Annotated in this window: 16 protein-coding genes, 2 pseudogenes and 1 CRISPR repeat array; of the genes and pseudogenes, 5 read left to right on the forward strand and 13 right to left on the reverse strand. The window is 40.2% G+C overall.

Translation table 11 applies throughout. The features are described from left to right. Positions 1–84 precede the first annotated feature (84 nt). From AC504W_RS15900 to AC504W_RS15930, 7 genes and pseudogenes are all read right to left on the reverse strand, one after another. On the reverse strand, positions 85–249 hold the full coding sequence (locus AC504W_RS15900; RefSeq protein WP_494878813.1) for a hypothetical protein: 165 nt from the start codon (positions 247–249) through the stop codon (positions 85–87). Positions 250–356: 107 nt separating this feature from the next. After that, positions 357–2,729 carry a type IV pilin-like G/H family protein gene (locus tag AC504W_RS15905; RefSeq protein ID WP_494873265.1) on the reverse strand — a complete coding sequence of 791 codons (2,373 nt, stop codon included), beginning with the start codon at positions 2,727–2,729 and terminating at the stop codon, positions 357–359. Between the two features lie 269 nt (positions 2,730–2,998). Further along, positions 2,999–5,434 carry a two-partner secretion domain-containing protein gene (locus tag AC504W_RS15910; RefSeq protein ID WP_494873267.1) on the reverse strand — a complete coding sequence of 812 codons (2,436 nt, stop codon included), beginning with the start codon at positions 5,432–5,434 and terminating at the stop codon, positions 2,999–3,001. Positions 5,435–5,507: 73 nt separating this feature from the next. After that, positions 5,508–7,076 (reverse strand): annotated as a pseudogene (locus tag AC504W_RS15915) (autotransporter outer membrane beta-barrel domain-containing protein); the annotation flags it as partial. Positions 7,077–7,105: 29 nt separating this feature from the next. Next, positions 7,106–7,791 (reverse strand): IS1 family transposase gene (locus AC504W_RS15920; protein WP_494873060.1). Its coding sequence is split into 2 segments (ribosomal slippage): positions 7,106–7,452 and positions 7,452–7,791, totalling 687 coding nucleotides; the frame shifts between segments, so codons are not numbered across the junction. Positions 7,792–7,802: 11 nt separating this feature from the next. Next, complete coding sequence (locus tag AC504W_RS15925) at positions 7,803–8,732, reverse strand: filamentous hemagglutinin N-terminal domain-containing protein (RefSeq protein ID WP_494873268.1); 930 nt, start codon at positions 8,730–8,732, stop codon at positions 7,803–7,805. A gap of 350 nt (positions 8,733–9,082) precedes the next feature. Next, positions 9,083–10,882, reverse strand: coding sequence for a ShlB/FhaC/HecB family hemolysin secretion/activation protein (locus AC504W_RS15930; RefSeq protein ID WP_494873269.1), 1,800 nt, complete (start codon positions 10,880–10,882; stop codon positions 9,083–9,085). An 862-nt stretch (positions 10,883–11,744) separates the two neighbouring features. Between AC504W_RS15930 and AC504W_RS15935 the strand changes: the two genes are divergently transcribed. The 4 genes and pseudogenes from AC504W_RS15935 to AC504W_RS15950 form a co-directional block, all read left to right on the forward strand. Beyond that, positions 11,745–13,019 (forward strand): ATP-binding protein, encoded by a 1,275-nt coding sequence (locus AC504W_RS15935; RefSeq protein WP_494873270.1) that lies wholly within the window; start codon positions 11,745–11,747, stop codon positions 13,017–13,019. 405 nt (positions 13,020–13,424) lie between these two features. Then, entirely contained in the window at positions 13,425–15,182 is a 1,758-nt protein-coding gene (locus tag AC504W_RS15940; RefSeq protein WP_494878665.1) for an ABC transporter ATP-binding protein, read from the forward strand. A 121-nt stretch (positions 15,183–15,303) separates the two neighbouring features. Further along, positions 15,304–17,085 (forward strand): ABC transporter ATP-binding protein, encoded by a 1,782-nt coding sequence (locus AC504W_RS15945; protein WP_494873271.1) that lies wholly within the window; start codon positions 15,304–15,306, stop codon positions 17,083–17,085. Between the two features lie 353 nt (positions 17,086–17,438). Continuing rightward, positions 17,439–17,783 (forward strand): annotated as a pseudogene (locus AC504W_RS15950) (Spx/MgsR family RNA polymerase-binding regulatory protein); the annotation flags it as partial. After that, a CRISPR array of direct repeats spans positions 17,784–19,554; the repeat unit is 37 nt; unit sequence GTTTCAATCCCTAATAGGGATTAGTTGAAATTGCAAT. A gap of 242 nt (positions 19,555–19,796) precedes the next feature. Here AC504W_RS15950 and AC504W_RS15955 read toward each other — a convergent pair. Then, on the reverse strand, positions 19,797–20,579 hold the full coding sequence (locus AC504W_RS15955) for an RDD family protein (RefSeq protein WP_494873272.1): 783 nt from the start codon (positions 20,577–20,579) through the stop codon (positions 19,797–19,799). 20 nt (positions 20,580–20,599) lie between these two features. Next, complete coding sequence (locus AC504W_RS15960) at positions 20,600–21,454, reverse strand: DUF975 domain-containing protein (protein WP_494873273.1); 855 nt, start codon at positions 21,452–21,454, stop codon at positions 20,600–20,602. Between the two features lie 420 nt (positions 21,455–21,874). On the opposite strand from AC504W_RS15960, the gene AC504W_RS15965 reads away from it, so the two are divergent. Then, positions 21,875–22,828, forward strand: a complete 954-nt coding sequence (locus tag AC504W_RS15965) for a stage II sporulation protein M (RefSeq protein ID WP_494873274.1) — start codon at positions 21,875–21,877, stop codon at positions 22,826–22,828. 165 nt (positions 22,829–22,993) lie between these two features. Here the strand turns inward: AC504W_RS15965 and AC504W_RS15970 are convergent, their stop codons facing one another. From AC504W_RS15970 to AC504W_RS15985, 4 genes are all read right to left on the reverse strand, one after another. Continuing rightward, entirely contained in the window at positions 22,994–23,440 is a 447-nt protein-coding gene (locus AC504W_RS15970; protein WP_494873275.1) for a DUF1269 domain-containing protein, read from the reverse strand. A 205-nt stretch (positions 23,441–23,645) separates the two neighbouring features. Further along, entirely contained in the window at positions 23,646–24,335 is a 690-nt protein-coding gene (locus tag AC504W_RS15975) for an SDR family NAD(P)-dependent oxidoreductase (RefSeq protein ID WP_494873276.1), read from the reverse strand. 81 nt (positions 24,336–24,416) lie between these two features. Continuing rightward, positions 24,417–25,205 carry a class I SAM-dependent methyltransferase gene (locus AC504W_RS15980; protein ID WP_494873277.1) on the reverse strand — a complete coding sequence of 263 codons (789 nt, stop codon included), beginning with the start codon at positions 25,203–25,205 and terminating at the stop codon, positions 24,417–24,419. Between the two features lie 61 nt (positions 25,206–25,266). Continuing rightward, on the reverse strand, positions 25,267–26,097 hold the full coding sequence (locus AC504W_RS15985; RefSeq protein WP_494878667.1) for a dienelactone hydrolase family protein: 831 nt from the start codon (positions 26,095–26,097) through the stop codon (positions 25,267–25,269). Positions 26,098–26,151 lie beyond the last annotated feature (54 nt).

Below are 26,151 nucleotides of genomic sequence, written 5' to 3' on the forward strand. Positions count from 1 at the left end.
CAAATCAGCATTACAGGGAGATGGGGGTGCTTGAGTATTCACATTGCTGATTTGCAAAAATGCAGAGATGTCCTGTCACGTGCATCAGACCAAGTGCATAATTGCGTAACTCCTCACATCTTCACGGGGATTTTGCGGTATACCACCGCATCCTGTGGCGACAAAACTACTACCATTTGTATTAGAACAACCACTAGCTATCGGCTGCGATGAATCAGTAACATTGGCTGGCAATTCAATTAAACTCATAAACTAGTCGCCTTTTATACCCATATTTTAGTATTCCCAAAATGCTTTGGTTTCTAACTCAACTGACTAGGAAATGATTTGGGAGTTAACTGGGAGGGTAAGGGGTTTTAAAGTTTTCCTGTGTAAGTTAGTGGCGATCGCTGAATTTGAGATTGCCAAATGGGTTGTTGATTAAGATAAATCAACCATTTACCATCAGATGAAGATTTATAGACCCATTGATTACCCAAACAAACATTTGATGACATTTGAGAGAGGGAATTTGGTAAGGCTTTATCGTGGTGAATAGCTGCTTTTATCTGTAAAACTTTTTGCAACATTTCTGACTCTAACATCAGATGATGTGCTTTCAAAAGCTCATTGACATAACTTGGTTTCACGGAGCTATTAGCTAAAAAATACCGTTTTTCTAAAGCTTGTAAGTCAACTGAACAAAGATTATCTTTTTTTCGTTCTATTTCAGCATAAAATTCTTGATTCAGTTTATATGTATTCACTCCATACCAATTACGATATAGCTGAGATAACGGTGTATCTTTATCTAACGGGATAATTTTATCTAAGCCTTGTAGCTGAAAAAAAGCTTCAGTATTCAATGCCTGGATCATAGCTTTTGTATAGTCTTTTTCCAGTAATCGCTTTTGCCAGACTACAGGTAAATTATCGATTTTCTCCATCACCCGGATTTGCGATCGCCTGATAATTATATTCACAAGTTGACCAATTAAAGATGGTTCATCCTGGAATGATGTACTGAGTCTCCAAGATGCCTCTAAAGATTTCAGCATCTCTTGATTCTTCCCTTGCTGCTGCTTATCTAAAATGTCAATTACCAACAAACGATGTAAATTGACAATACTTAAATAGCTCGGACTAGGAGCATTAAAATCTCCCTCCTTAATCGATTTATAATCCAACCCCCAGCGAGGTATTTCCTCACTCAATAGTAAGTTACGAATGCTGGCGATCGCAGTTTTATTTTTATTCACATAACTGCGTAAATTGTTGGGTAATTTATTATTAAATTGCGGTGATTTATCATTAAACTGCTCTCGTAATAATTCCGCAACTTCCGAGAATTCCTCATTTTTATTTTCGGGTATTTTTAAATCTTGGTTAGGCATAGTTAAAACATTGAAGCCTAACTGTAAAGCTGCTAATTCCTGAATTTTTTGTGCTGTGCTGTTCTTGACGGCGGAAAACTTGTCAAAGAAACTATACATTTCCGAATTGATTTCCTGTCTTTGTTCTAATAACGAAGGTTTTGCAGCTTCTAGCACAGGATTAATTTTCTGAAAAAATGTATCTACAATTGGATTAAACCCACTTTCTGCACTAAGTACTGCGAAAATATCGTATTCAGTAATTCCTAAAACTCCTAATGCTAAATAATACTTTTGTAGAGATTGCAAATATTTACCTTCTTTCGCTAGTTTATCTGCAACTTGTAAAACCTGTGTTTTTTGAGGTTGATCAATTTCTAGAATTTCAGCCTGATACTTTGTAAGTTTTTCAATTTCTTGATTTATAAATGTAGTTTCCTCTGGAATAAGACTTATCTGGAGAGAATCTTGAGGACAAATGAGTAAATCATTGATAGGTAGATTATTTAAATTTTCTAAATCTAGAGTTTCCTGTTCGGAAATTTCACAAATGATTGACTTGCGCTGTATAGTGCTAGATTTATTAGGTTTAACTATCCCAATATAACTTTTTTGTTTTTGACTAGGAAACGGAGCTATAATAATAATCCCATTTCGGATATTTTTGATTGGTAATAATTTTAATTTTAACTCAGAAAATGATTCGACTTTACTTATAGAAAATCCAAAAAGCTTCTCTATATCATCTGTAAACACTTGATTGCGTTCATAATATTTCTGCTGTAGAGAGTTTATAATACTAACCAATACTCTCTGCTGTTTTTCATTTTCTAACTGCTCGGAGATTTTATTTTCATGTTCACTCAATTCCAAGTTTCTAAAGCCAGATGGACATTCAATACCTTGATTCTTTAAAATTTTAGTTGGTAGTTTAGGAATAACTAACTTATTTTGCTCACTTTCGCACAGAGTAGACATTGTGATTTTGTCATTTGTATCCGTTGTGCTTAAAGCAACAAAATTAATATAAGTTCGAGAGCTATTTTGCTGCGGTGCTAATACAGTCATGACAACTTTCTTAGCTTTTCTATCAGTAAATATCTGCCATCTATAACCGGGAATACTATTTTCAAAATTTGCATCTAATCCTAACTGTTGAATTTGAGTTGCGAAAACTCCATTTTCTAAAAAATATGCTTGTTGTACGCGACCAACTGAGCCTAAATTAGATAAAACTTGTTTCTTAAAAGCTAGTTCTTGACCAGCTATTTGTTGAGATTTCTGGTTAGTGATAGTGTTGGCTTTGACATGAGATGTTACAGTCAAACAACAAATTAGGCTAATACTTGGCAATAAACAAAGTAAAGATAATTTCATTAATATTTTGGGTGTATTATGTTAGCAATAATTATTAATACCAAAGTGAATAGATAGTCTGGTTTCAAATCTATGAAATAATATATTAATCAAGATTTCCTATCTAAATAATTGGGATTCTTACCCGTTATAGGGTCTTTTAACTACAAAATACATCCCTAACATTACTTAAAATACTTTATCCTGATATATTGAGAGTATTGCTTGCACTAGATAGTCAGCACAAAACACTGCTTTCGTTAACACGAAGCATCTTTGTAGAGTAGCTATTATTTTATTTGTGCAGCACAAGTGAGAGATGTTTGAACATTGGCTACTTGAGTAGTAATTAATTCGATTTTGCCTTGGGCGTTACGTCTCCAGGATGTTGCTTGGACAAGAATTTTTGGGGAAGAAAGTGTTTGGGCTGGCAATTGCTTTGTTGTGTGGAATGCAGAGATATCACGCACATCAGACCAAGTGCGATCGCTCCCAATTTCCTGTGTGGGATTTTGCGGTATCCCACCTCTTCCTGTGGCGACAAAACTACTACCGTTGGTATTTGCACATCCACTAGCAATTTGTTGAGATGGATCACTGACATTTGCTGGCAATTCCACTAAACCAGAATTAGGGTCAACACCAACATTATTCACTTGCACTGTACCATTCACCCCAAATTGGGAACTAGCAGTAATCTCATTTTGTGGTGTCAGTTGCGGACGATATTCTAAACCGATAATCCCCTGAGTGATGATTTGAATATTTCCACCCTTTCCTTGTACTGCATTCGCAATAATGTCACTATCTTCTAAACCCACAATGATAGGTGCGTTGATATTGATATTACCGCCATTACCCTGACCGCCTGCTGTGGCTGTAATTTTACTGCGATCGCGCATCAGCAGCAAACTTCCTACTTGCAAGTTGATATCACCACCCTGACCAGATTCTGTCTGTGCCTGAATTAAGGCTTGATTTTTTAATTGGATCTGATCTGCGGTGATCTGAAGATTACCCGCGTTACCAGTACCTTGACTAGTAACACTGACTGTCCCACTATCGCTTAGTGTCAACTTAGGTGTATTAATACTGACATTACCAGCATTTGCCGTCAGTATATCTGGGAGGCTAAATATTTGGCGTAACTGAGGACTTAAACGCACAGCAGAAGAGTTAATATTACTGTTATTGTTACTACTGCTACCACTAATGGCGATCGCCTCCCTGGCTTTGATTTTTACATTTCCGCCATTACCTTGAAAGAATACAGATGAACCAATTGCTCCACCATTCAATATTTGTAACTTGCCAGTATCTAATATCAAATCTTGAGTATTTCCAGTTGCAAAGCTAGTTAGACTAATATTGCTATAAAGCCCAGAAGGGCTTTCGCCCATGACTGTGGTATTTTGATTACGAATTATCACCTGACCGCTGGAGCCTCGACCAAATGTCACCGAAGATAAAGAAGCTCCCTCAGAAACTAGTAAATTATTCCCCTCCACTAAAAGATTACCAGCTGTTCCTGTTCCATAGGTGCCAGTGGCAATGGAGGTGACACCAGTAGGATTCAGGCTGGAAAAGCCCGATACTTGCATATCTGTCGCTTTTATGTGAATGTTGCCACTGTTAGCAGATCCAAAAGTTACAGTATTTATTCCTGAACCTTCTTGAAGCTTCAAACGAGGAGTGATGATACTGATATTGGCGCTGGCTCCCTTCCCCAAGGCTTCCGAGCGAATCCAACTGCGAATTTTAGCATTGGGTGTTGTGCCAATAATTGCGATCGCTTCTGATGCTTGTAAATGAATATCTCCACTGGGAAGACTGCCATAATTTTTGGAGAAAATCAACGAACCATCAGTAAAGTTGATATTTTTGCCCTGAAGTTGAACTGCACCAGAGTTGAACCCACTCACATCTAAGAGCGACTTTTGCGCCAGTTGAATATCAGCAAAACTTTGTCCCTGCTCATACTCCAATTTATAGCCTTGAGTAGTTGGTACTAAACTAACTAATCCTGCACCACCTAAACTACCTAATGCTATTTGCCCTGTTTCAGCCGTTATGGTAGCGCCATTCAAATTGATATTACCACCCACCAGTGCCAGGGTTTTGCCTGACTGTACTTGCAATTTTGTTGAGCTAGGATTACGAATTAAAGGAGAAAAACTATTGATACTATTTAAGCTATGTCCTGTACCTTGAACTTGTATAGGTGAGGGATAATTACCCATTTGTAGTCCAATAGGCACACTCATAGTTAACAATGTATTTGTTTGCGGACTAACTGCACTAAATTCAGTTCCATCAGCAAACTTAATGCTATTGGCAGTTGTCGCTACAAAGGAACCACTAATATTCAAACTGGCGTTTTTACCAAAAATAATCCCCGCAGGGTTGAGTAAAAATAGATTTGCACTAGCGTTAATGCTTCCATCGATGTCAGAAACACTATTGCCAGTGACGCGACTGAAAATGTTTTGGATATTGCCGCTATAGCTGAAGGTGACAGAGCCGTTGCTGGGAATTGAAAATTGGCTGAAGCTATGAAATAAATTCTTGTCAACAACAGTGCCTCCCGTGATGGTGTAATTATTACTGCCAGTCACAATGGTATTGAGAGTGCCATCAGGTTTGACTTGCGCTTGAACACTACTGTTGCAAATCATAGATAGAAAAATTGCACCAATGAAGCCCAAGTTAGCAAAACTTACTTTCATCAATTCATCTCTAATTTTCTACAGGTAATTTAGTGTTCCCAGATGAGAGTTTTAATACTATGAAGATTTAAATTTAACTTTTGGGAACTGCTGCACAGCTTAACGATGGCTGAACATTTGTAGAATATTTAGCTGCAATTAATTCAATTTTGCCTTGGGTGTTACGATGCCAAGAAGTTGCTTGGACAAGAGTTTCTGGTGATTTGGGTGTTTGGGCTTGGACTTGTTGTGTTTGGTGGAATGCAGAGATGTCGCGGACATCAGACCAAGTGCGATCGCTCCTAATTTCCTGTGTGGGATTTTGTGGTATCCCACCTCGTCCGGTAGCGACAAAACTACTACTGGGATTAGCGGAACAACCACTCGCTATTTGCTGCGATGGATCAGTTACATTTGCTGGTAGTTTTACTAAACCTGAATTTGGGTCAACACCAATGTTATTAATTTCCACCGTGCCATTGACATTAAATGCAGAACTAGCTGTAATATCATTGGTCAGGTCAACTCTGGGAGTCAAAGTATCGCGGAATTCTAGACCAATAATCCCTTGAGTTGTAATGCTAATATTGCCACCCTTTCCTTGTACTGCATTGGCAATAATGTCACTATTTTCCAGCCCAACAATCACCGGAGCATTAATACTAATATTGCCACCATTGCCAGTACCAGCTGCTTCGGCACTAATAAAACCGCTATAACGCATAAGTAGTAAATCTCGTAGTTGCAAATTGATGTTACCGCCTTCGCCTGCTTTTGTGGAAGCTAAAAGGTTTCCACCATTCTTGAGTGTGAGGGTATTGGCATTAATTTGCAAATTGCCCGCTGTCCCAGAGCCAGTATTTTGAACAAAAATCGTCGCCCCATCAGAGACAGTAACAAGTGGGGCGTTAATAGTAGCGTTACCTGCATTAGCGCGGGAAATTTTACTAAAAGCGCCTACAGGTAGAACAGCACTACCAATATAACTGGGGGTTTCTCCAGGTTTCATCCCACTCACATCAATCGATTCTGACGCGTTGATAGTCAGTGAACCTGCATTTCCGAGAATTATGCTCGAAGCCGATACTCTACCACCAGCTTGAACCGATAGCTTACGGGTTTTAATGTCCAAATTCCCGGCATCGCCAACCCCGAATGTGGCAGCAGAAAGTAAACTAAAATAACTACCTTTTGGAGTTCCTTCACCTGTCACCAGAATTGTATCTGCTGTGATATTCACATCGCCGCCCTTACCTGAAGAATAAGGTCTAGCTGCTATATTGGCTCCCGCTGAAATAGATAAATCTTGCGTGGTAAGGGAAATATCTCCGCCCTTTCCCTTACCAAAAGAAGCGGTTAATATTTGACTAACGGCTCGAAAAGGTGAAGGATCGCCCAATGCAAAACCATTGACATCCACTGCATCACTATTGATGATAATGTTGCCCCCAGCGGCGGAGCTAAATGTGCGGTTTAAGATGTAACCACCTTGATCAATATTTAACTTCGGGGTATTAACGATGATATGCCCTGCTGCGGCAGAAGACATGGTGTCATTGACTAAACTGCTAGAACTCGCAAAATTAGGTGACTTACCGATAATATCCAATGATTCTGTAGCATTAACAACAATATTACCAGCAGCTTGGTTACTACGATTTTGGGCGTTGCTGAATGAAGGGATGAATCGATTTATGTAGGTACAGTTTGATACTTCAAATAATGAAGTAATAATTTAACCGAGTATCTCAGCATTTCTTCTGTCTTGGAATAGCATAAAGTTTTTCGGTGAAGGCGTGCTAAATAATGTCTAAGCCTAGTGTTTTCATTTTCAACTCGTGTCATATATGTTTTACTGACAATTTGGTCTCCATCTGGAATAAAGCTTGGGTAAACTTTCCAGCCATCTGTCACATAAAAATAGCTTTTCCATTGTTTAGCAATTTTCCACAATGGCTCAAAAGTTTCGGCACTATGGTCTCCCAAAACCCAGGCTAAAATACCTTGAGTAAAGTGATTTACTGCTGTCCATAACCAAATTTTGTTTTTTTTGAACCAACAAATGTCTCTAATTCATCAAGTTCTCCAACTTCTGGAATTACATCTTCTTTCGGTACGTCCGGAAGTTTCTCTCCCAATTGTTTGACCCAATAAATAATAGTAGTATGATGTACTCCTTTGACTCGTTCAATCCCACGAAAACCCATACCGTTAAGGTACATTTTTAAGCATTCTTGTTTCAATTCCTCAGAATATCCTTTTGGTGGCTCGTACAAATCAATAAATTGGCGAGCGCATGATACGCAAATGTGATTTTGTTTACTTCTTCGCTTTCCGTTCTTACGAATTTTCGTAGATCCGCAGTATGGACATTGCACAGTAGATACCCTCAAGTCATCCCTCTATTATGCAACGCCCGATTTTGAACAAATACCAAAGAACCATCGCGGATACTTACTTGCTTTCCTTGAATATTGATAGATCCGCCATTTCCTCGACTGAGATCGCGTGTAGATGCTAAAGCTCGTTGGGTGAGGGTAATATTGCCGAAACTTGCTGTATTGGGATAACTCAGGGTAAAGCCTTGAGAAGTGGAATTGAGAACAACATTGGCGTTACTGACGCTACCCAGTTCTATTTGTCCTCCTGGTGCGGAGAGTAAGCCTCCATTTAAGGCAATATTCCCACCCACTAATGCTAAGGTTTTGCCAGATTGTAGCTGTAATCCTCTTGTACCGAGGTTGAGTCCAGATATTGATGACGATGCACTGAAGTTAGCATTGTGTCCGGCTCCTTGAACGGTAATCGCGCCTGGATTGCTACCAAGTTGCAAACCTACGGGAGCGCTCATAGTTAATAAGGCTGGCGATGTAGTATCGGTGGCGCTAAACTTTAACCCATCTGCAAATTTAATGCTATTTGCACTAGTGCCGACAAAAGAACCCCCAATATTCAATTTAGCATTAGCCCCAAACAAAATCCCCGCAGGATTCAGCAAGAATAAATTAGCACTACCGTTGGCGCTGATTGTGCCATCGATATTCGACACACTCCCACCTGTGACACGGGCGAAGATGTTTTCTACGGTAGTGGAATTATTAAACAGAACAGAATCGCCTGTAAGTATAGAGAATTGGCTAAAGCTATGAAATAAATTATTGCCGACACGAGTGCCGTTGATGATAGTGTAATTACTACTACCACTCACAGCAGTATTAAGAGTGTTGTCAGGTATTACTTGCGCCTGAACACAATTATTGTAAATTGCAGATATGCAGATTACACCGAGAAAGTAAAACCCAACAAAAGTTAATTTCATCAACCGATTTCTTATTTTTTATTACGTGTTTATTGTTCCCAATGCAGTCATACCAATTCACAAAATGATTGAGACAGGGAGATTGACAAAATTTATGTGCATACAGCAATTCTCAATCAGAATTGAACAGTTTACTCAAGTAAGAAAACCCGCTTCTCACACTGGACAGAAAGCCGTTTGCTCCTACAAGTTCTTGTATGTGTATCAAGATTTTTGTGAATTGGTATTACGGCGAACTAGTAGGTTACGTAGCGATCGCGAAGTAAGTGTAGACGCGCAGCTTCCCGCAGGGTATTACTTCATTGCACTCGCCATGACAATCCCGCATTGATGCAACGCCACTTTTTCTATCAAAATGGCGAATACTGCATAGAAAAGTACAAACCATTTTCTTGGAGAGTTTCTTTTGCACCATCCACTGATATCAGCGGAATCCCCCAATCCAAACGGGCGGAGAAGTTATTACCTTGTTTCCACAACAGCCCTAACCCAGCACCTACTAATGTGCTTGAAGAGGGATTGTTCCCTTTGGTATTCCAGCCTTTACCAACATCAATAAAAGGTGCTAGTTGTAGGACTCCTTGGATTTTGTTAACACGCACAATCGGAAATCGAAATTCTGAGGAAAACAAGATACCGTTATCTGTGAGTAATGTATCCTGGCGATAGCCCCGCACACTTAGCTGTCCACCCAGACCAAATTGCTCTAAAGGTACGAGGGTATCTGCGGCTATTTGTAAATCGCCTCTAGTTAAAAACAGGGTATCTGGTGCGAATTGTCGTACCCACTGTGCTTGTCCCCGCCAACTAAAAAAGCGACTATCGGGAGCCTCGTTGCTGACATTGGCTCCAAACCAATCGACTCCCAGACTAAATTGCGATCGCGCGGCAAAAACTTGTTTACTGCTGCGTTGGGTATACTCTTGGGTAAAGCGTAAGGCAGAAATATTGGTTTTACCATTATCATCTGCACCAGGTGATAAGGGAAAGCCGCCAATATTATCTAGACCGATTTTTGTTTGGCTTTCTTGACGTGAAAAGGATACCCCCACCGCTAATTCTTGGGTTGGCTTTTGCAGTAATGGTTGACGAAATCCAAATTCGTAAGCGGTGCTATTTGACTGAATATCCAGAACGCTGAATGGTTTTTCAATGACGTTGTTCCAGCCTTGGTTAACACTAAAAGATAAAGCGCCATTGTAAGCATTAACGGGCAATGTGTAACTAGCAGCGATTGTATTACTGCCGTCGGTATTGGTATATCCCACACTCAAGGTATCTCCCAAACCTAGTAAATTGGCTTCTTGTACATCTATACCCCGGCGAAAACTACCAACACTGGGCGATCGCCCATTATCTAAGGTGACTGTAGCTGTGAAGGTGTCGGCTTCTTGAACTTCGACACGTAAAATATTCGTTCCGGGAGTTGTACCGGTTTGCAATTCCGCTGAGAGATTTTTAATGCGTGGATCGAGTCGGAGTTGTTGCAGCTTTTCCAGTAAGCGTGGCACATTCAAGGGTTTTCCTGCACCAATGCGGATGCGATCGCGAATGTAGTTGCTATTTAATCGCCGATTCCCGACAATTTGGATTTCTTGTAAACTACCTTCGACTACCTGAATTTTGATCACTCCCGCATCTACTGTTTGCGGTGAAATTAAAGCGCCTGTAGTGACATAGCCTTTATCTGTGTAGAACTTACTGATGGCTTCTTTGACTTGTAATAAGTCTGCAAAGGTTACTTCTCGTCCCACAAAAGGGGCTGTAATTGGGGCAAAATCTTCTGGTTTAAATACTGTACTACCAACAACTTCTATGCGCTCAACCCGGAATTTGGCATTAGAATCATCCTCTGTGGGTGTCGCTTCACCAGGTAACTGCACAGGTGGAAGTAATGGCTCTTGGTCTGATGGTTGCGGTAGTGCATCTGAAGGTAAGGAAGGAACAGAAATCTCTTCAATCCTTCCAGATGGTAAGGTCTGAGGATTAGAAGTTTGGGCGATCGCCTGATGATAATTGCACAATACTGCTGCAATAACAAAGCTGAATGTTAAAGGCTTCAGTGGTATTATGCGCGGTTGACAAATTTGTTTATGTCTGTGCGTATAATTAATTATCAATTCTGTCTTCACACTTAAATACCCACGCATGAATATTGAGTCATTTTTCTCGGCGAGCAAAGTCGCTGTAGTCCTTGACAAATAGGACTTGCCAACGTAACTAGAGAATTTATTCTGCCAGACCAGTTATCTAGTTAATTCCCGTTATTTTTGATATAACGAGTATAATATCTATCAAAATCTTCGCTTTATTTTTTACAATTGCCGACAGTGTAAATACTGTTTTTTATTAATAAGAGATTAAGATTACGGGTGATCACATAAGCTGTTAAGCCCCTAGTTTGCAGTTTAGACCGCAGGGGAGCAGAGGGGCAGAGGAGAGGGTTTAAGTCATTTATTTACAATTTCAATAGTGTAGCTTAAATGCTGATTAGCTTACAAAGAGATAGCTGAGAAGAGGGTTTTCTGGTTTCTGCACAGATACACGGAATGAATGATAACTGATATCAGTTCTGCGTCGCAGATTTATAGCAGAAGGCAGCTATGCTGGAGAAAAAGTTTGATTATTCCTGGCATTCAAGCTTTCAAATTGTCCTAACATATCTGACTACGGCTATATTTTCATCGTAACCTTGCAATAGCTTTAAACTTAGCTAATTGTTAACTATGTATTAATCTTAGATTAACCTCTATATTATTAGTAGATAATATTCAGGAACTATTTAACGAATTTACTCTATAATTGAGATGTTATTAAAATTTATTAATTTAATCAAATATTTATTAATTAATAGTAGAAATTAGGATGTAATTCCAGTATTATTTCTTATGATTAAATCGAAAATCCAAAGTTAGTTAAATTATGATATATGTCCAGGATAATTACTGGAGAAGATTTTGAACTTAGGATTAATGATTATTAAAAAATTATTAACTTCTGCAACAGGCAAATATGAGCAAAGCCAGTGGTAAAACAAGTTTGTTGCAAAAGCAACTATGGCAGCGCGAAAGACGAGCGATCGCATTTTTATCCTGTTTGAACTATCGATCTGGGGAGCTAAATAGTTACCTACAGAGTATTGCCTGTGGAGTTAGTGAATTACTAGAAGTAGATTGGTCAGTTGTGACCGTGTGCCAAAAAGGTTTTGAGCAAGTACTAGCCAGTAGTATTGATATGGGTGAGGGTGAACATGTCTATTCACTACATGGTTTGCTCACTGGGACTGTAATCGAAATTGGTCGCCCCTTAGCAGTAGAAGATGCGGTAAAAAATCCTGAGTATGGGCATATTCCCGAAGGTTACTATGCTTATTTAGGCATACCATTACGGACAGCAGAAGGAAAAGTAATTGGGACTATCTGCTCTTTTCATCGCCAGCAAAGAGAGTTTACCAAAGAAGAAATTCAAGTTGCCGAAGTATTTGCAGAACGGGCAGCTACAGCAATTGATAATTATTATCTCTACCAACAACAGTGCAAATTTAATCAAGTTTTAGAGTCTGAAGTAGAAAAACGCACTGCCGAACTGCGGACAGCCCAAGCCAAGCTGGTAGAACAAGAACGACTCGCAGCTATTGGCGAGTTTGCAGCCATGATTGTCCATGAAATTCGGAATCCCTTGACGACAATGATCATGGGATTAAACTACTTCAAAAAAACTATATTAAACTCAGCAGCTAAAGAGCGATTATCGTTAGCACTGAGCGAAGCTACACGGTTAGAAAATCTGCTGAGTGAAATTTTGCTTTATGCTAAACCCCAAGTGTTGCAACTGGGTGAATTAGATGTGAATGAGTTCATTCAGGAATTGCAGCAATTAATTAGAGAAATGCCAGAAGCATTCTCACGCAAAATTGAATTTATCCCTAGCCCACATCCAGTCAAAATTTTAGGAGATAAAGATAAGCTCAAACAAGTATTTATCAATGTTGTGCGTAATGCTTGTGAAGCAGTTGCTTCAGGAGATGTGATTATTTGGGAAGTGAAAAATTCATCTCCAGGTCAAGTTTGCATCAATGTTTGTAATGGCGGTGAGCCAATTCCTTCAGAAATTCTCTCTAAACTCACTCAGCCATTCTTCTCAACAAAATCTGCTGGTACAGGACTGGGACTGGCGATTACGAAACGCATTGTCAATGCTCATGGTGGAGAATTTTCTATTTCTTCTGATGCTGCATCAGGTACGACTGTCACAGTACAATTACTAGTGGTGACTGTGCGGAAATAGGGAGTGGGGAGTAAAACATGGGTGTCACGGGGTAGGGGTGTGGGTGTGCAAAATTATTAGAGGATGTCTGAGAAGTATTAAATATTTTGCCTGATCCCCCCTAGCCCCCCTTAAAAAGGGGGGAAATGAATCAAAGTCCCCCTTTTTAAGGGGGATTTAGGGGGATCTACAAATCTCAAATACAACATCAAAAAGTTTTCAGACATCCTCTGACACCATTTCACGAAAAAAATGATACAAATTCATCATCGATTTTCCATTCTTTCCCCTTGCTCCCTGCCCCCTGCCCCCTGCCTCCTACCCCCTGCCCCCTGCGGTCTATTTGTATCAAACTTAAAGTGAAATGGTATTAGTTGGAGGTGACGACAATTGGTGCAACGACCAGAACTCCGGCAAACTTCGTCGATGCGTTCAATTCAGCGGGTACTGGAGAGTTTAGGCAATTACCGCTGGATTTCATTGGGGGCTTTGATCAGTGTCTTATTATTGACAGTGGCAAATGCTGTAACTCCGCAATTATTTCGTTGGGGAATTGATCAAGGAATTGCGCCGCGAAACTTACAGATAGTACTTTACAGTGCGGCTTGGATGGTAGTAGCGGCGATCGCACGAGGTTTGTTTAACTTTGGTCAAAGCTATTTGGCAGAAGCCGCTTCTCAAGGTGTCGCTTATGACTTACGCAACAAAATTTTCAGCAAAATTCAAAATCTCAGTTTTAGCTATCATGACCAATCGCAAACCTCCCAATTGTTAACCCGTGTGACTAGTGACATTGAGCTAATCCGCACATTTGTCGGTACTAGCTTGATTCAGGTGATTGGGGGATTGGTGACATTGGTAGCCATTGCGGTAATCTTGCTCGTGATGAATTGGCAACTCGCTTTAATTACACTATCAGTAGTACCGATATCAGCATGGTTGATGGCACAATTCATTAGTCAGAATAACCAACTGTTTGGGCAAATACAACAGCAATTGGGGAATTTGAATGCTGTTTTACAAGAGAATTTGCTAGGGATACGTGTAGTTAAAGCCTTTGTGCGGGAGTCCGCCGAAAAGTCGCGTTACACCACCTTGAACGATGGCCTCGTCACCGCAAATATGCAGACGATTCGTGCCATTCGTAACACGTTCCCTTTTATCTTTTTGCTGAGTAACTTGGTAACGCTGGCAGTGTTTGGTTATGGCGGAACCCAGGTAATTAGCAATAGCTTTTCCATTGGGGAATTGGTGGCGTTTAATTCCTACTTAGTGTTAATTTTTCAACCTATTTTATTAATTGGTTTTGCCGCCCCAGCGATCGCCCAAGCCGCAGCCTCGGCGACACGAGTATTTGAAGTAGTAGATGCCGCAGTCGAAATCCGCGATCGCCCTCATGCCCAACAATTTAAAATTTGTGGTGGCAGAATTACCTTTGAAAACGTATCCTTTCGCTATCCGGGAGCCACAAGCGAAGCGCTGAAAAATGTTTCCTTTGAAACCAAGCCCAAAGAGTTAATTGCTGTTCTGGGCATGACAGGTTCCGGCAAAAGCACAGTCATGAACTTGATTCCGCGTTTTTATGATGTGACTGGGGGAGCCATCCGTATTGACGGGCGGGATGTGCGGGATTTTACGTTGCAAAGTTTGCGATCGCATATCGGCATTGTCTTTCAAGAAACAACTTTATTCTCTGGCACTATCCGTGAGAATATTGCCTACGCCAAACCCAAAGCCACCTTAGAACAGGTAATAGAGGTAGCAAAAACAGCCCAGATTCATGATTTTATTATTAGCTTGCCCGATGGCTACGAAACAATTGTCGGTGAGCGCGGTGTTGGCTTATCTGGTGGACAAAAACAACGGATAGCGATCGCTCGTACCTTACTCACTGATTACAGTATTCTGATTTTGGATGATAGTACCTCTGCGGTTGATGCGAAAACCGCCGCCCAAATTCAAGCTGAACTAGATAATTTAATGCAGCAAAAAGCTTGTGTCACCTTTGTAGTGGCGCAACGCATTAGTACCGTTAAAAATGCCGATCGCATTTTGTTGATAGATAAAGGTCTATTGGTAGCCCAAGGAACCCATGAAGAATTGATGCAAACCAGCCCACTTTACGGCGCAATTTTGGAATCTCAAATCAAGCAATCAAATATGACTTCCGCAGCACATTTATGAGATGATTTGAAAGGTTTTGTCAACGTATAACAAACAATAATTGCGACAAATCATTAATTCCTAGCCAGCCGCAGACAACAATTCCCTATCCCCAACCTATAATCTAAAATCCTAAATTCTTATGAGAGCTACAGGCCCGATTGTTGCATCCGAGCAACTGGCAACTCAGCAACTCTCAACCTTACGGCGCTTTTTACAATATCTGCGTCCCTATCGCAAAGAAATTCCGATTGCCTTGACATTAGTACTAATTGGTGCGTCAACGCAGGCGATCGGGCCGTTCTTACTGGGTTGGTCAATTGATCATCTCATTGCTAAAGGTAATTTACCGGGGTTGTTGCTGCTGTTAGGATTACTAGCACTAATCTATGTACTGGGTATTTCGGCAACACGTGGTCAAATTGTTCGCGTCGGCTGGATTATGCAGCGATTGTTGGCACAACTACGACAAGATATTTTTCTGAAAATCCAGAGTTTACCACTCAGCTTTTTTGACCGCAGTGAAGCCGGCGATTTAATGAGTCGCTTATTAAATGATGTTAATACCGTAAATCAGGCATTTGGTCAAACCGTCGCCCAAATGTTGGGTAACGTTTTCAGTTTGGTGGGTATTGTCATTGCAATGCTGACAATTAATCTACAACTCGGCTTGTTGAGCAACCTAGTTGTGCCACTGATGATTTTTACTACTAGTTTATTTTCCCGGTGGGCGAGAGCCAGATTTCGCGTTACACGCCAAACAATTGGCGACCTTTCCGCCAAGTTAGAAGAAGATATTAGCAGTGTGCGCGAAGCCCAAGCATTTAATCGTGTACAAGTCAATATTCGAGAATTCGACATTCTCAACGCTGCTAATCGAGATGCGAATGTTGAGGCGGTGGCTATTACTGCGGCCTTTTTACCGTCGATTGATTTTCTCAATACCCTCGCAACCGCAGGTGTACTAGCATTTGGGGGTTATCTCGCTGTCACCGGAGCCGCCACAGTTGGTGTCGTCACATCGTTTTTACTGTACGTCCAGCAATTTTTTCGCCCCATCCAAATTCTCAGCCAGTTTTACACCCAAGCTCAATCAGCCTTTGCCGGATTAGAGCGAATTTTTCTGCTGTTAGATGAACCAGCCAAACTCCAAGATGCGCCAGATGCTGAAGAAATGCCGGCTATTCAAGGCGAGGTGAGATTTGAGAATGTCACCTTTGGCTATAACCCAGAGCAACTGGTTCTCAAAGGAGTGAATTTACACGCTAGTCCTGGGCAAATGATTGCACTAGTAGGGTCAACAGGCTCAGGTAAAACCACTATTATTAACCTGATATTGCGTTTTTACGATGTGTCTGGTGGTGCAGTCAAAATAGATAACATTGATGTGCGGAGTGTGACGCAAGCTAGTTTGCGCCGTCAAATTGGCATTGTTTTACAAGATAATATTTTGTTCAGTGGGACTGTTGCCGAAAATATTGCCTTTGGCTCTCCATACGCCAGCCAAGCCGATATAGAAAGTGCGGCTCAATTGGCAAATGTGCATGAATTCATTACCTCACTACCACAAGGTTACGCCACCCAATTAGGTGAAAGAGGTGCGCCCCTGAGTCAAGGACAGCGCCAATTAATTAGTATTGCCCGTGCGGTGTTGATTAATCCACGAATTTTGATTTTAGATGAAGCAACTAGTAGTATTGATACTCGTACAGAAACACTAGTGCAGAGTGCGATCGCTCGTTTGTTAAAAAATCGTACTAGCTTTGTCATTGCTCACCGTCTCAGCACCGTGACTCAGGCCGATCAGGTGTTAGTCATTCAACAAGGACAAATAGTCGAACAAGGTACTCATACAGAACTCATAGAACAACAAGGAGTCTATGCCAATCTTTACAGCCTTCAATTAGGAGCAAATAATTCGTAACAAGAGGACTTTTCACACATCTAGTTCCCTCCCATTTCCCAGGGGAGCCACTGCGTTGGGTGGCTTTGCCGACTTGAAGTATGTAGCGTGAGGACTATACCATTTCACTAAATAAATGATACGAATAATTTCTCCTCCGCCCCCCTGCTCCTCTGCCCACGCCAGTCGCTACAAGTCGGGAAACCCGCCCAACGCGCTGGCTCCCCTGCGGTCTATTTGTATCAAACTTAAAGTGAAACGGTATTAGGGTGGGGTAAAAAATATTTGATAAATCAATCATGACTTTTCAAACAGCCTTTTAGACCACTGTTAACTGTTAATGTTATATCTGAAAACTATTATTCAACTTTTTTATGCCTCTTAAAGTCTACGGCATTCCTAATTGCGGTACTTGTAAAAAAGCTCTAACTTGGCTGCAAAATAACCAAATTGACTATGAGTTTATCAATACTAAAGATAATCCACCTACCCGTGAGCAAATCCAAAATTGGGTAAAATCTCTGGGTTATGCTCCTATGCGAAATACCTCTGGGCAATCTTACCGCGCTTTAGGTGAAGAAAAAAAGACTTGGACTGAACAACAATGGATTGACGCATTTGCATTTGATGCAATGCTGCTCAAACGTCCGCTTTTTGTTAAAGATGGAACAGCCGTTTTAACTGGTTTTAGAGATGAGGCATTGGTTCGAGAAAAATTAGTTTCAATCCCTAATAAGGATTAGTTGAAATTGCAATCCTGTAATCTTCTTATTAAGATAGGCTAAACTTTTGTTTCAATCCCTAATAGGGATTAGTTGAAATTGCAATTTTTCCCTGTTAATGGTGAGTGAACTACTTCAAAGTTTCAATCCCTAATAGGGATTAGTTGAAATTGCAATTTGAATCAAATTCGCTAAATATCCACAGTAAAGTTTCAATCCCTAATAGGGATTAGTTGAAATTGCAATTCAAAAAAATAGGTGAAAATATAAACATTAGTAAGTTTCAATCCCTAATAGGGATTAGTTGAAATTGCAATTATCTAGCACCAGTACCACTGAAATCTGCTGCTGGTTTCAATCCCTAATAGGGATTAGTTGAAATTGCAATACGTAGGTACACCTAAGTTTTTAGCTGTGTCATTAGTTTCAATCCCTAATAGGGATTAGTTGAAATTGCAATCCACACCACAGGAAGCCAAAGCTTGAGTTAATATCGTTTCAATCCCTAATAGGGATTAGTTGAAATTGCAATCAATATCAGGAATATTGTAAGTAGCTTTAACTGTTTCAATCCCTAATAGGGATTAGTTGAAATTGCAATTAAACCCTCCTGGGAAAATAGTAGAGCGGCTCAAGTATATTGGTTTCAATCCCTAATAGGGATTAGTTGAAATTGCAATATAAGTTATGAAGTTTTAAGTATTTGTTTTTTATGTTTCAATCCCTAATAGGGATTAGTTGAAATTGCAATTCAAATACTAAATACTGACATAAAAGTATCTCAAGCCAGTTTCAATCCCTAATAGGGATTAGTTGAAATTGCAATTCCACCCATTTTCTTTTTTGCTCCCAACCCGATTGTTTCAATCCCTAATAGGGATTAGTTGAAATTGCAATGGTTTATGGCAGAACAGTAAAAAAATTTAGACAAAGTTTCAATCCCTAATAGGGATTAGTTGAAATTGCAATACCTTTATCAGTAATAGAAACCTTAGCAGCTTTAAGTTTCAATCCCTAATAGGGATTAGTTGAAATTGCAATATCAAGGCGGATCATGTGGATCGGAACCCCAAGTTTCAATCCCTAATAGGGATTAGTTGAAATTGCAATAACCTGCCAAATTGGCAGGAGTCATTAAACGCAAATTTATTATGTTTCAATCCCTAATAGGGATTAGTTGAAATTGCAATCTGCTGCACCACGAGCAGTAGCAGATACTTTGGCGGGACGATGTTTCAATCCCTAATAGGGATTAGTTGAAATTGCAATTCGAATAAACCATCACATTTGTTTCAGTGGAAATATGTTTCAATCCCTAATAGGGATTAGTTGAAATTGCAATGGTAATTACCCCATCCACATAGAAGGGACTGTCAGTTTCAATCCCTAATAGGGATTAGTTGAAATTGCAATCGTAAAAAATCAAATATCTTGGAACAAATACTACGTTTCAATCCCTAATAGGGATTAGTTGAAATTGCAATCGATTTGCTTGAGCTTCGGCAGGCGGCTCAGACGTTTCAATCCCTAATAGGGATTAGTTGAAATTGCAATCTGTCCTTTGATGCCAATTTCTTGAGCGCATCCGTTTCAATCCCTAATAGGGATTAGTTGAAATTGCAATCTGCCAGCGTTATCTGGCTTTGAATCAATGGCTTGTTTCAATCCCTAATAGGGATTAGTTGAAATTGCAATGATCGCAGCTGAATTCTTACGTGCTGATTAATCCAAGTTTCAATCCCTAATAGGGATTAGTTGAAATTGCAATTGCGGGAGCCAAAAAAGTCGACTATATTTAGTTTTCAAGGTTCGATTTCGCGGATGGGTTGATTTTAACACAAGTAAAAGTCAGTTAATTGAACGAAAATAGCTGAAATATATACTGCGTAAGGCACGCGGAGGGTTTTAATTAAATTCTTCTGCAAAAGCTTGTACTAAAAGGAATACAGCGATTATGCTTTAACCTTGATGTTCTACACCTACCCATCCGCGCCGCCAGCAGAGAAAATACTAAAATTCTTTGTGTTGATAAGCTAAATAAATAGCCTCTAGAAATATATCAGGAGGGACTTCTGGCAATTGCTCTAAGTTAATAATAGCTGCAACTTGTTGACTTAACTTAGAAGCAAGAGCAACTCTTGATTTGGCTGCCATTGCGCCGCGTCGCTGCAAATATTCCCGAATTATGGCAAAATCATCTGGTAGTAGTTGAGATAAATCGGCAATGCTGAGTAATTCTGTATAAAGCGACTTAGCTTGTTCAGAAATTGTGAAAGTTGCTGAGGCGATCGCTCTTTCTGCCTCAATCACAATTGTACCAGCCGCCCAATCACCCAGGCGCTTTTCCCGACGACTAAACATAATTAAAAAAGATCCCAGAAATAAAAATTCGTCTAAAGGGCGCAATAAGGCACGTAAAGTTGCTTGGGCTAACCCAACAGGTCTACCATCATCTCGCACAACGCGAATTTTAGCAAAGCGTTTTCCTGGGGTTTGTCCTTGCCAAATAGTTTCAAAAAATACAAAATAACCAACGTAAATTCCGAACAGAAGTAAAAAGGTAATGGCGATTAACCAAAGTCCCACTTGTGAACCAATAGTATCTTGATCCTGAAAAATATCGGCTAACTGACCAGATATAGAAATCCAGGTATAGATACACACTAATAAAATTACAGCCAATACGAAATAGTCAATTAGTAAAGCCCAAGCACGGTTTCCTATACCAGCGAGGGTAAATTCTAGTTCGACACTTTCGGGTGTGCGGAATTTAACGCGGTTAAAAAACTGCATAATAATATTTGTACTAGTCTTTAAATTTCATGGTCGCGTAACTGCAAGCCTAACCCTTCACGGCGACTGCGGAGGTCGTAATAAATAACTGCTTTGACTGTTTGCCAAAACGGTACAATTGCAGCACTGCCAGCAAAACTTAAAGCCAAAATTAACACAGAATAAACTAGAGTAAAAAATCCTAAATCTTCTCCAATCAAGGAGCCAAGAACCAACTGAACAATTCCCGAAACAATTTGAAATGCTATTTGAATTGGTATTGTAATCAAAAAAGCCACAAAGGAAATAAACATAATCCGCCAAACATAACCTTGGGTTAACTCCCAACTGCGGCTAATGGTTGATGTCGCATCAATATTCTCTTCGATAGCTAAGGGTACATCCACTAAATAAAACCGCGTTAACAGCCATAAAACTCCGATAAAAGCTGCAATACCTACAACAAGAGCGATCGCAATCAATAAAACAATACTAGCAGGATTCCCCTGTTGACCAACTCCTCCAACCAAGGCTGCTGATAAAACACCAAACAACGCAAATAAAATCACCATCCCAACAACAATACCTATACCTACCAGAAACATTAACAGCATCATCAGCAAAAATTGCCACTTCCGAGAATTGACAAAGCGCTCACCTGATGAGATTGTTTCAGGCTGATTAACTAATTCACCAAAAGCCAAACGCGAAATCAGCGAAATGAGAGCGTAACACTTTGCCCATCCATATACAGGTATGAATAACCATATATATGCTCTCAACGCCAGTAAAAAATAATCCTTAAGATGAGAACGATACAGGCGAATTCCTGCACTGACAACATTCCCAACGCTGAGTGGTTGTATGGGAGTGGGAGAACCAAGGTTTTCAGACATGATGCCAAATTTCCCTGAAAGTACAGTTGTGAATTTGTGGCTATCTTAAGGTAGGTTAGAGCAATTCGTAATTCGTAATTCGTAATTCGTAATTAAGAAATGTAGAATTTATCGAGGTTTCGGGCTGCGTTGATGACTAAATTTTAGAAAATGAATCTTAATTGCTAACCTAAAATCTAACAATCCTAAATGATTTAACGCCGTGTGCAACTTTTGCTCAAACCTAACCCCCAACCCCTTCCCTACTAGGAAGGGGAGCAAGAGTCAAAGCCTCTCTCCTCCCAGGCTCCGTATACACACAAGTCTGATCAACTTTGATCCCCCCTAACCCCCCTTAAAAAAGGGGGAACAAGAATCAAAGTCCCCCTTTTGAGGGGGGTTGTTGCACATCACGTTATTTACAAATTACTCCCCTACTTTATGAACATTCAACGTTGGATTGCCCGCAGAGAACCAAATTGGCAGCGTTTAGATACCTTATTAAAGCAAGTAGAAAAAAAGGGGCTGAAATCAGTCCGCGCCCAGGAAATTAGAGAATTAGCCAGTTTATATCGTTCTGTTGCAGCTGATTTAGCCCGCGCCCGCACTCAACAAATTGGTCAAACTTTAATTCAAAGTTTGCAAAATTTAACAACTCGTGGTTACACGCAGATTTACCAAGGTTCGCGGCGACAAGAATGGCGGGCGGCGCTGGAATTTTACCGTTGGGGATTACCATCTGTGGTGCAGCAAACATTTGTCTACATTGCTACAGCTACAGGTTTGTTTTTGCTAGGGGCTTTGGTGGCTTGGTGGTATGCTTGGCAAGACCCAACATTTATGTCTCTTGTAGTACCACAACACTTAATTTCTCAGGTACGGGATGAGCATAAATTATGGATGGGATCGATTGTGGGAGTTGAACCGTTAGCATCCAGCAGCATCATGATTAATAATCTTTCGGTGTCTTTTGGTGCGGTTGCTGGTGGAATCTCTGCGGGAGCATACACAACTTATTTAATGGTATTCAATGGTTTATTAATTGGCGCTGTTGGTACTTTAGTCGGTCAAAATAATTTAGCTTACCCTTTTTGGGCTTTTGTTTTTCCCCACGGTGCTTTAGAATTACCCGCCATCTTTTTTGCTGGTGGTGCAGGTTTATTATTAGCGAGAGCAATTTTATTTCCTGGTAAATATCGCCGTGGTGATGCGTTAAAGTTTTATGGTTCCCAAGCAGCACAATTAGTTTTTGGGATTGTACCTATGTTAATTATTGCTGGTACAGTAGAAGGATTTTTTTCGCCTAATCCCAATGTACCAAACCCAATTAAATATCTTGTGGGACTAGGATTATTTATATTTTTGGTGTTGTATTGTAACCGCAAACGTCGTTAGTCAATTTCATCTTCATCTCTAGTCTTTCGCAGTCGAACTAGAGCATCGATTCACTAATCGAAAACTTAGCCCCTAGCCCCCTTCCCTGCGAGGGAATGGGGTAGCTCAACTCTCCTCTCTGCATCGAAGAGGGGTTGTTTCATGATTACAGAATTGGTGTTCTAATTAGACTTTTTGAGGAGTTTTCTTTAGATACTCAATTTGCTCTTTAGACAGAGTTGTTCTAATTAAATTGCCTTCAAATCGATGAAATTCTGCAATTATTTTTTCGGGATCAAAATCATTAATCAAAACAAATATAGCAGATGAATTAGGGGTTAAAGCTGCTTCAACTTCGGTTAAAAAACTACTGTCAAATACACTTTCTTTAATGGTAAGAGTGCGATGAAAAAAAGTTGCGCTAATGATGCCACCCCAAAGCTCATTACTCAAATCACCAGGTTTGACTAAATCATGATAGGGTTTAACCCTTATCCTACCCTGTGCATTTTTTGTGATGACAACTGCATCTTCTAAATCAGCTAGATGCTCTTGTTCCAGTTTTAGTAGTTCTAGAAGCATTTCATCTGCTTTATATTTATCATTAAAGCTGATTACCGCTAATTCACTCATACTATTTCTATGATGATTTTTTATAATTCTTAGCTGTATCCACTTTTACCCTAGAAATTACTTGTTGTTAAGATGTGTAGGATACAAAACAGGAATATTTATGACGGTAATGGAGTGAATGAGTCAGTACCCAACTTGGAAAATGGCCACTATGCAAGAGCGAATTTTTTGTGTAGATGCGGCTGATAACTGTTTATTCGCCGTACTAAAATGTTTCCACCCAAGGACGTAATTCTACTTCCCATGTCCAAGCACTACGGGGTTGACGGAGAATGTTGAGGTAAGTTTGGGCGATCGCATCAGGATCTAGTAAACTATCCGGTTTATCGGTGGCTTCTTGTCGTATGTCTGAACGAATCCCGCCATCAATAATAAAGTGCGCCACATGTATATTCTGCGGTGCGAGTTCCCGCGCGATGCTTTGAACTAAACCCCGCAAAGCAAATTTCCCCATCGCAAAAGGCGCAGAACGCGGATAACCTTTGACACTAGCCGACGCACCTGTAAAGAAAATTGCCCCTTCTCCTAATTTCAACATCCGTTTAGCTGCGGCTTGTGCTACCAAAAAGCCACCATAAGCAGTAATTTCCAACGATTTCGCCACCTCACTGGGGTCAAGTTCAATGAGTTTACCTGTAACTCGCAGACTTGGATTGTAAACTACAACGGTTGGCGCTCCTAACTTTTGTTCTACATTGTTGAACAGTTGGTGTACCTCGTTTGGTTGAGAAGCATCACAGGCAAAACTAACCGCGCCAATCTCTTGAGACAATGTACTCAGCTTATCAATCTGCCGTGCTGCTAAAGCAACACTCATCCCCTCAGCAGCGAACAGACGCGCTAGGGATGCACTCAGTCCATTACCAGCACCAACAATTAATGCAGTGGTTGTCATTGAGTTTATTTCTCCTAATTCAGATTGCAAGTTTAATTTACTAGTTTTTATCTTGCTAATTCAGCTAATTTCGATATGGTTTCAGAGTGTTCTGTAAGCCCAGATTTCAAACTTTGCTGGAGAAGATATAATTTTATCTAACGAACCATAATGATTGAGACAAAATTCTTTAAATTCGTTGATAGCCAAATGATATTTATCATCTGACAATCCCCAACATAAACCGTAGGCTCGTGATTTAAAAAAATTGATTAAATCATCAATTGTGTTGCTGACTAACCATTCTTTAGCTACTAAATAATTAGCAATGTAACCTTTTTGATGTAAATATTCTTGTACATCTATTGCATGTATTGGTTGAGAAATCGGCTTTGATTCTTCATACTTAGATAGGATTTTTCGGAAATAGCTTTCAAATTCTCTTCTAGCTGGGGGAGTAATCCATTGACAATTGAGATAAAAACCTCCTGGCTTCAGCACTCGCTCAATTTCATCTAAAAATGCTCTCCAATCAGCAACTGTGTGGAGTATATGAACAGTTAACACAACATCAAAACTGTTATCTGAAAATGGTAATTGTGACGCATCCGCTTGAATCAACCGCAAATTTTCAGGAGTACCATTTAATTTTTGACGACATTGATTTAGCATTTCTTCCGAGACATCAATTCCTGTTACAGAATAGCCTCGTTTGACGAGAGGAATAATATTTAATCCTGTGCCGACACCAGGCTCTAAAAAAGATGTCTCAGGTGTGGCACAAACAAGTTGAAGAATAAAGTCCGCTACTTCTTCTGCTATTGTTTCTGATAACCAACGTGTTTGGTCATAGATTGGTGCAATATTGTTGTAGTAGTTGGACTTTTTCATCTTTCAACTTCTCCCTTGCTTCTTTGCAAGTCTAATGATGAGTCTTTGACTGCACAAGATATTACACCCCATGTTGCTTAAACCATGCTTGGAGTTTTTGCCAGCCTTCTTTAGCTTCTTGCTCGCGGTAAGATGGGCGATAATCTGCAAAAAAGGCGTGGGGTGCATCTGGGTAGACGATAATTTGAGATTTGCTGCTGCTGGATTTGAGGCGATCGCGCATTTGTTCTACTGTATCTACAGGTATGCCTGTATCTTTACCGCCGTATAACCCCAAGACAGGTACTTTTAATGTGGAAGCAATATCAACGGGATGTTTGGGTGTGAGTTCACTAGCATTACCCACAAGTCTGCCATACCACGCTACACCTGCTTTGACTTGGGGATTATGTGCAGCATATAGCCATGTTATTCTTCCACCCCAACAAAAGCCTGTAATTCCAATTCGCTTGGTATTTCCCTTAGCTGATTTTACTGCCCAGTTGACTGTTGCATCTAGGTCGGATAGTACCTGTGCATCGGGGACTTTCGCTACTACTTGACGGATTTCGTCTATGTTACTTAATTTTGACACATCACCTTGACGCACAAATAATTCTGGTGCGATCGCTAAATATCCCAATTTGGCAAAGCGACGACAAACATCTTGAATATGCTCATGCACACCAAAAATTTCTTGAATTACCAAAACCACGGGAAAATTGCTGCCAGTCGCAGGTACGGCTCTATAAGCTGGGATTTCACCATTTTTAACCGGAATTTTCACCGCACCCGCAGTTAAGCCCTTACTATTGGTGGTAATTACTTTGGCAAATACAGGCTGCACTGCTAAAACAAAGCCTGTCGTCAGGGTGGCTGTGGTGATAAATTGGCGACGTGATATTTCTTTCATCATCTTTATATCTGGTTTTGGTCTGATGTTTTGTGGTGTAGAATGACCTAACAG

It is taken from the genome of Nostoc sp. C96 (assembly GCF_059384975.1).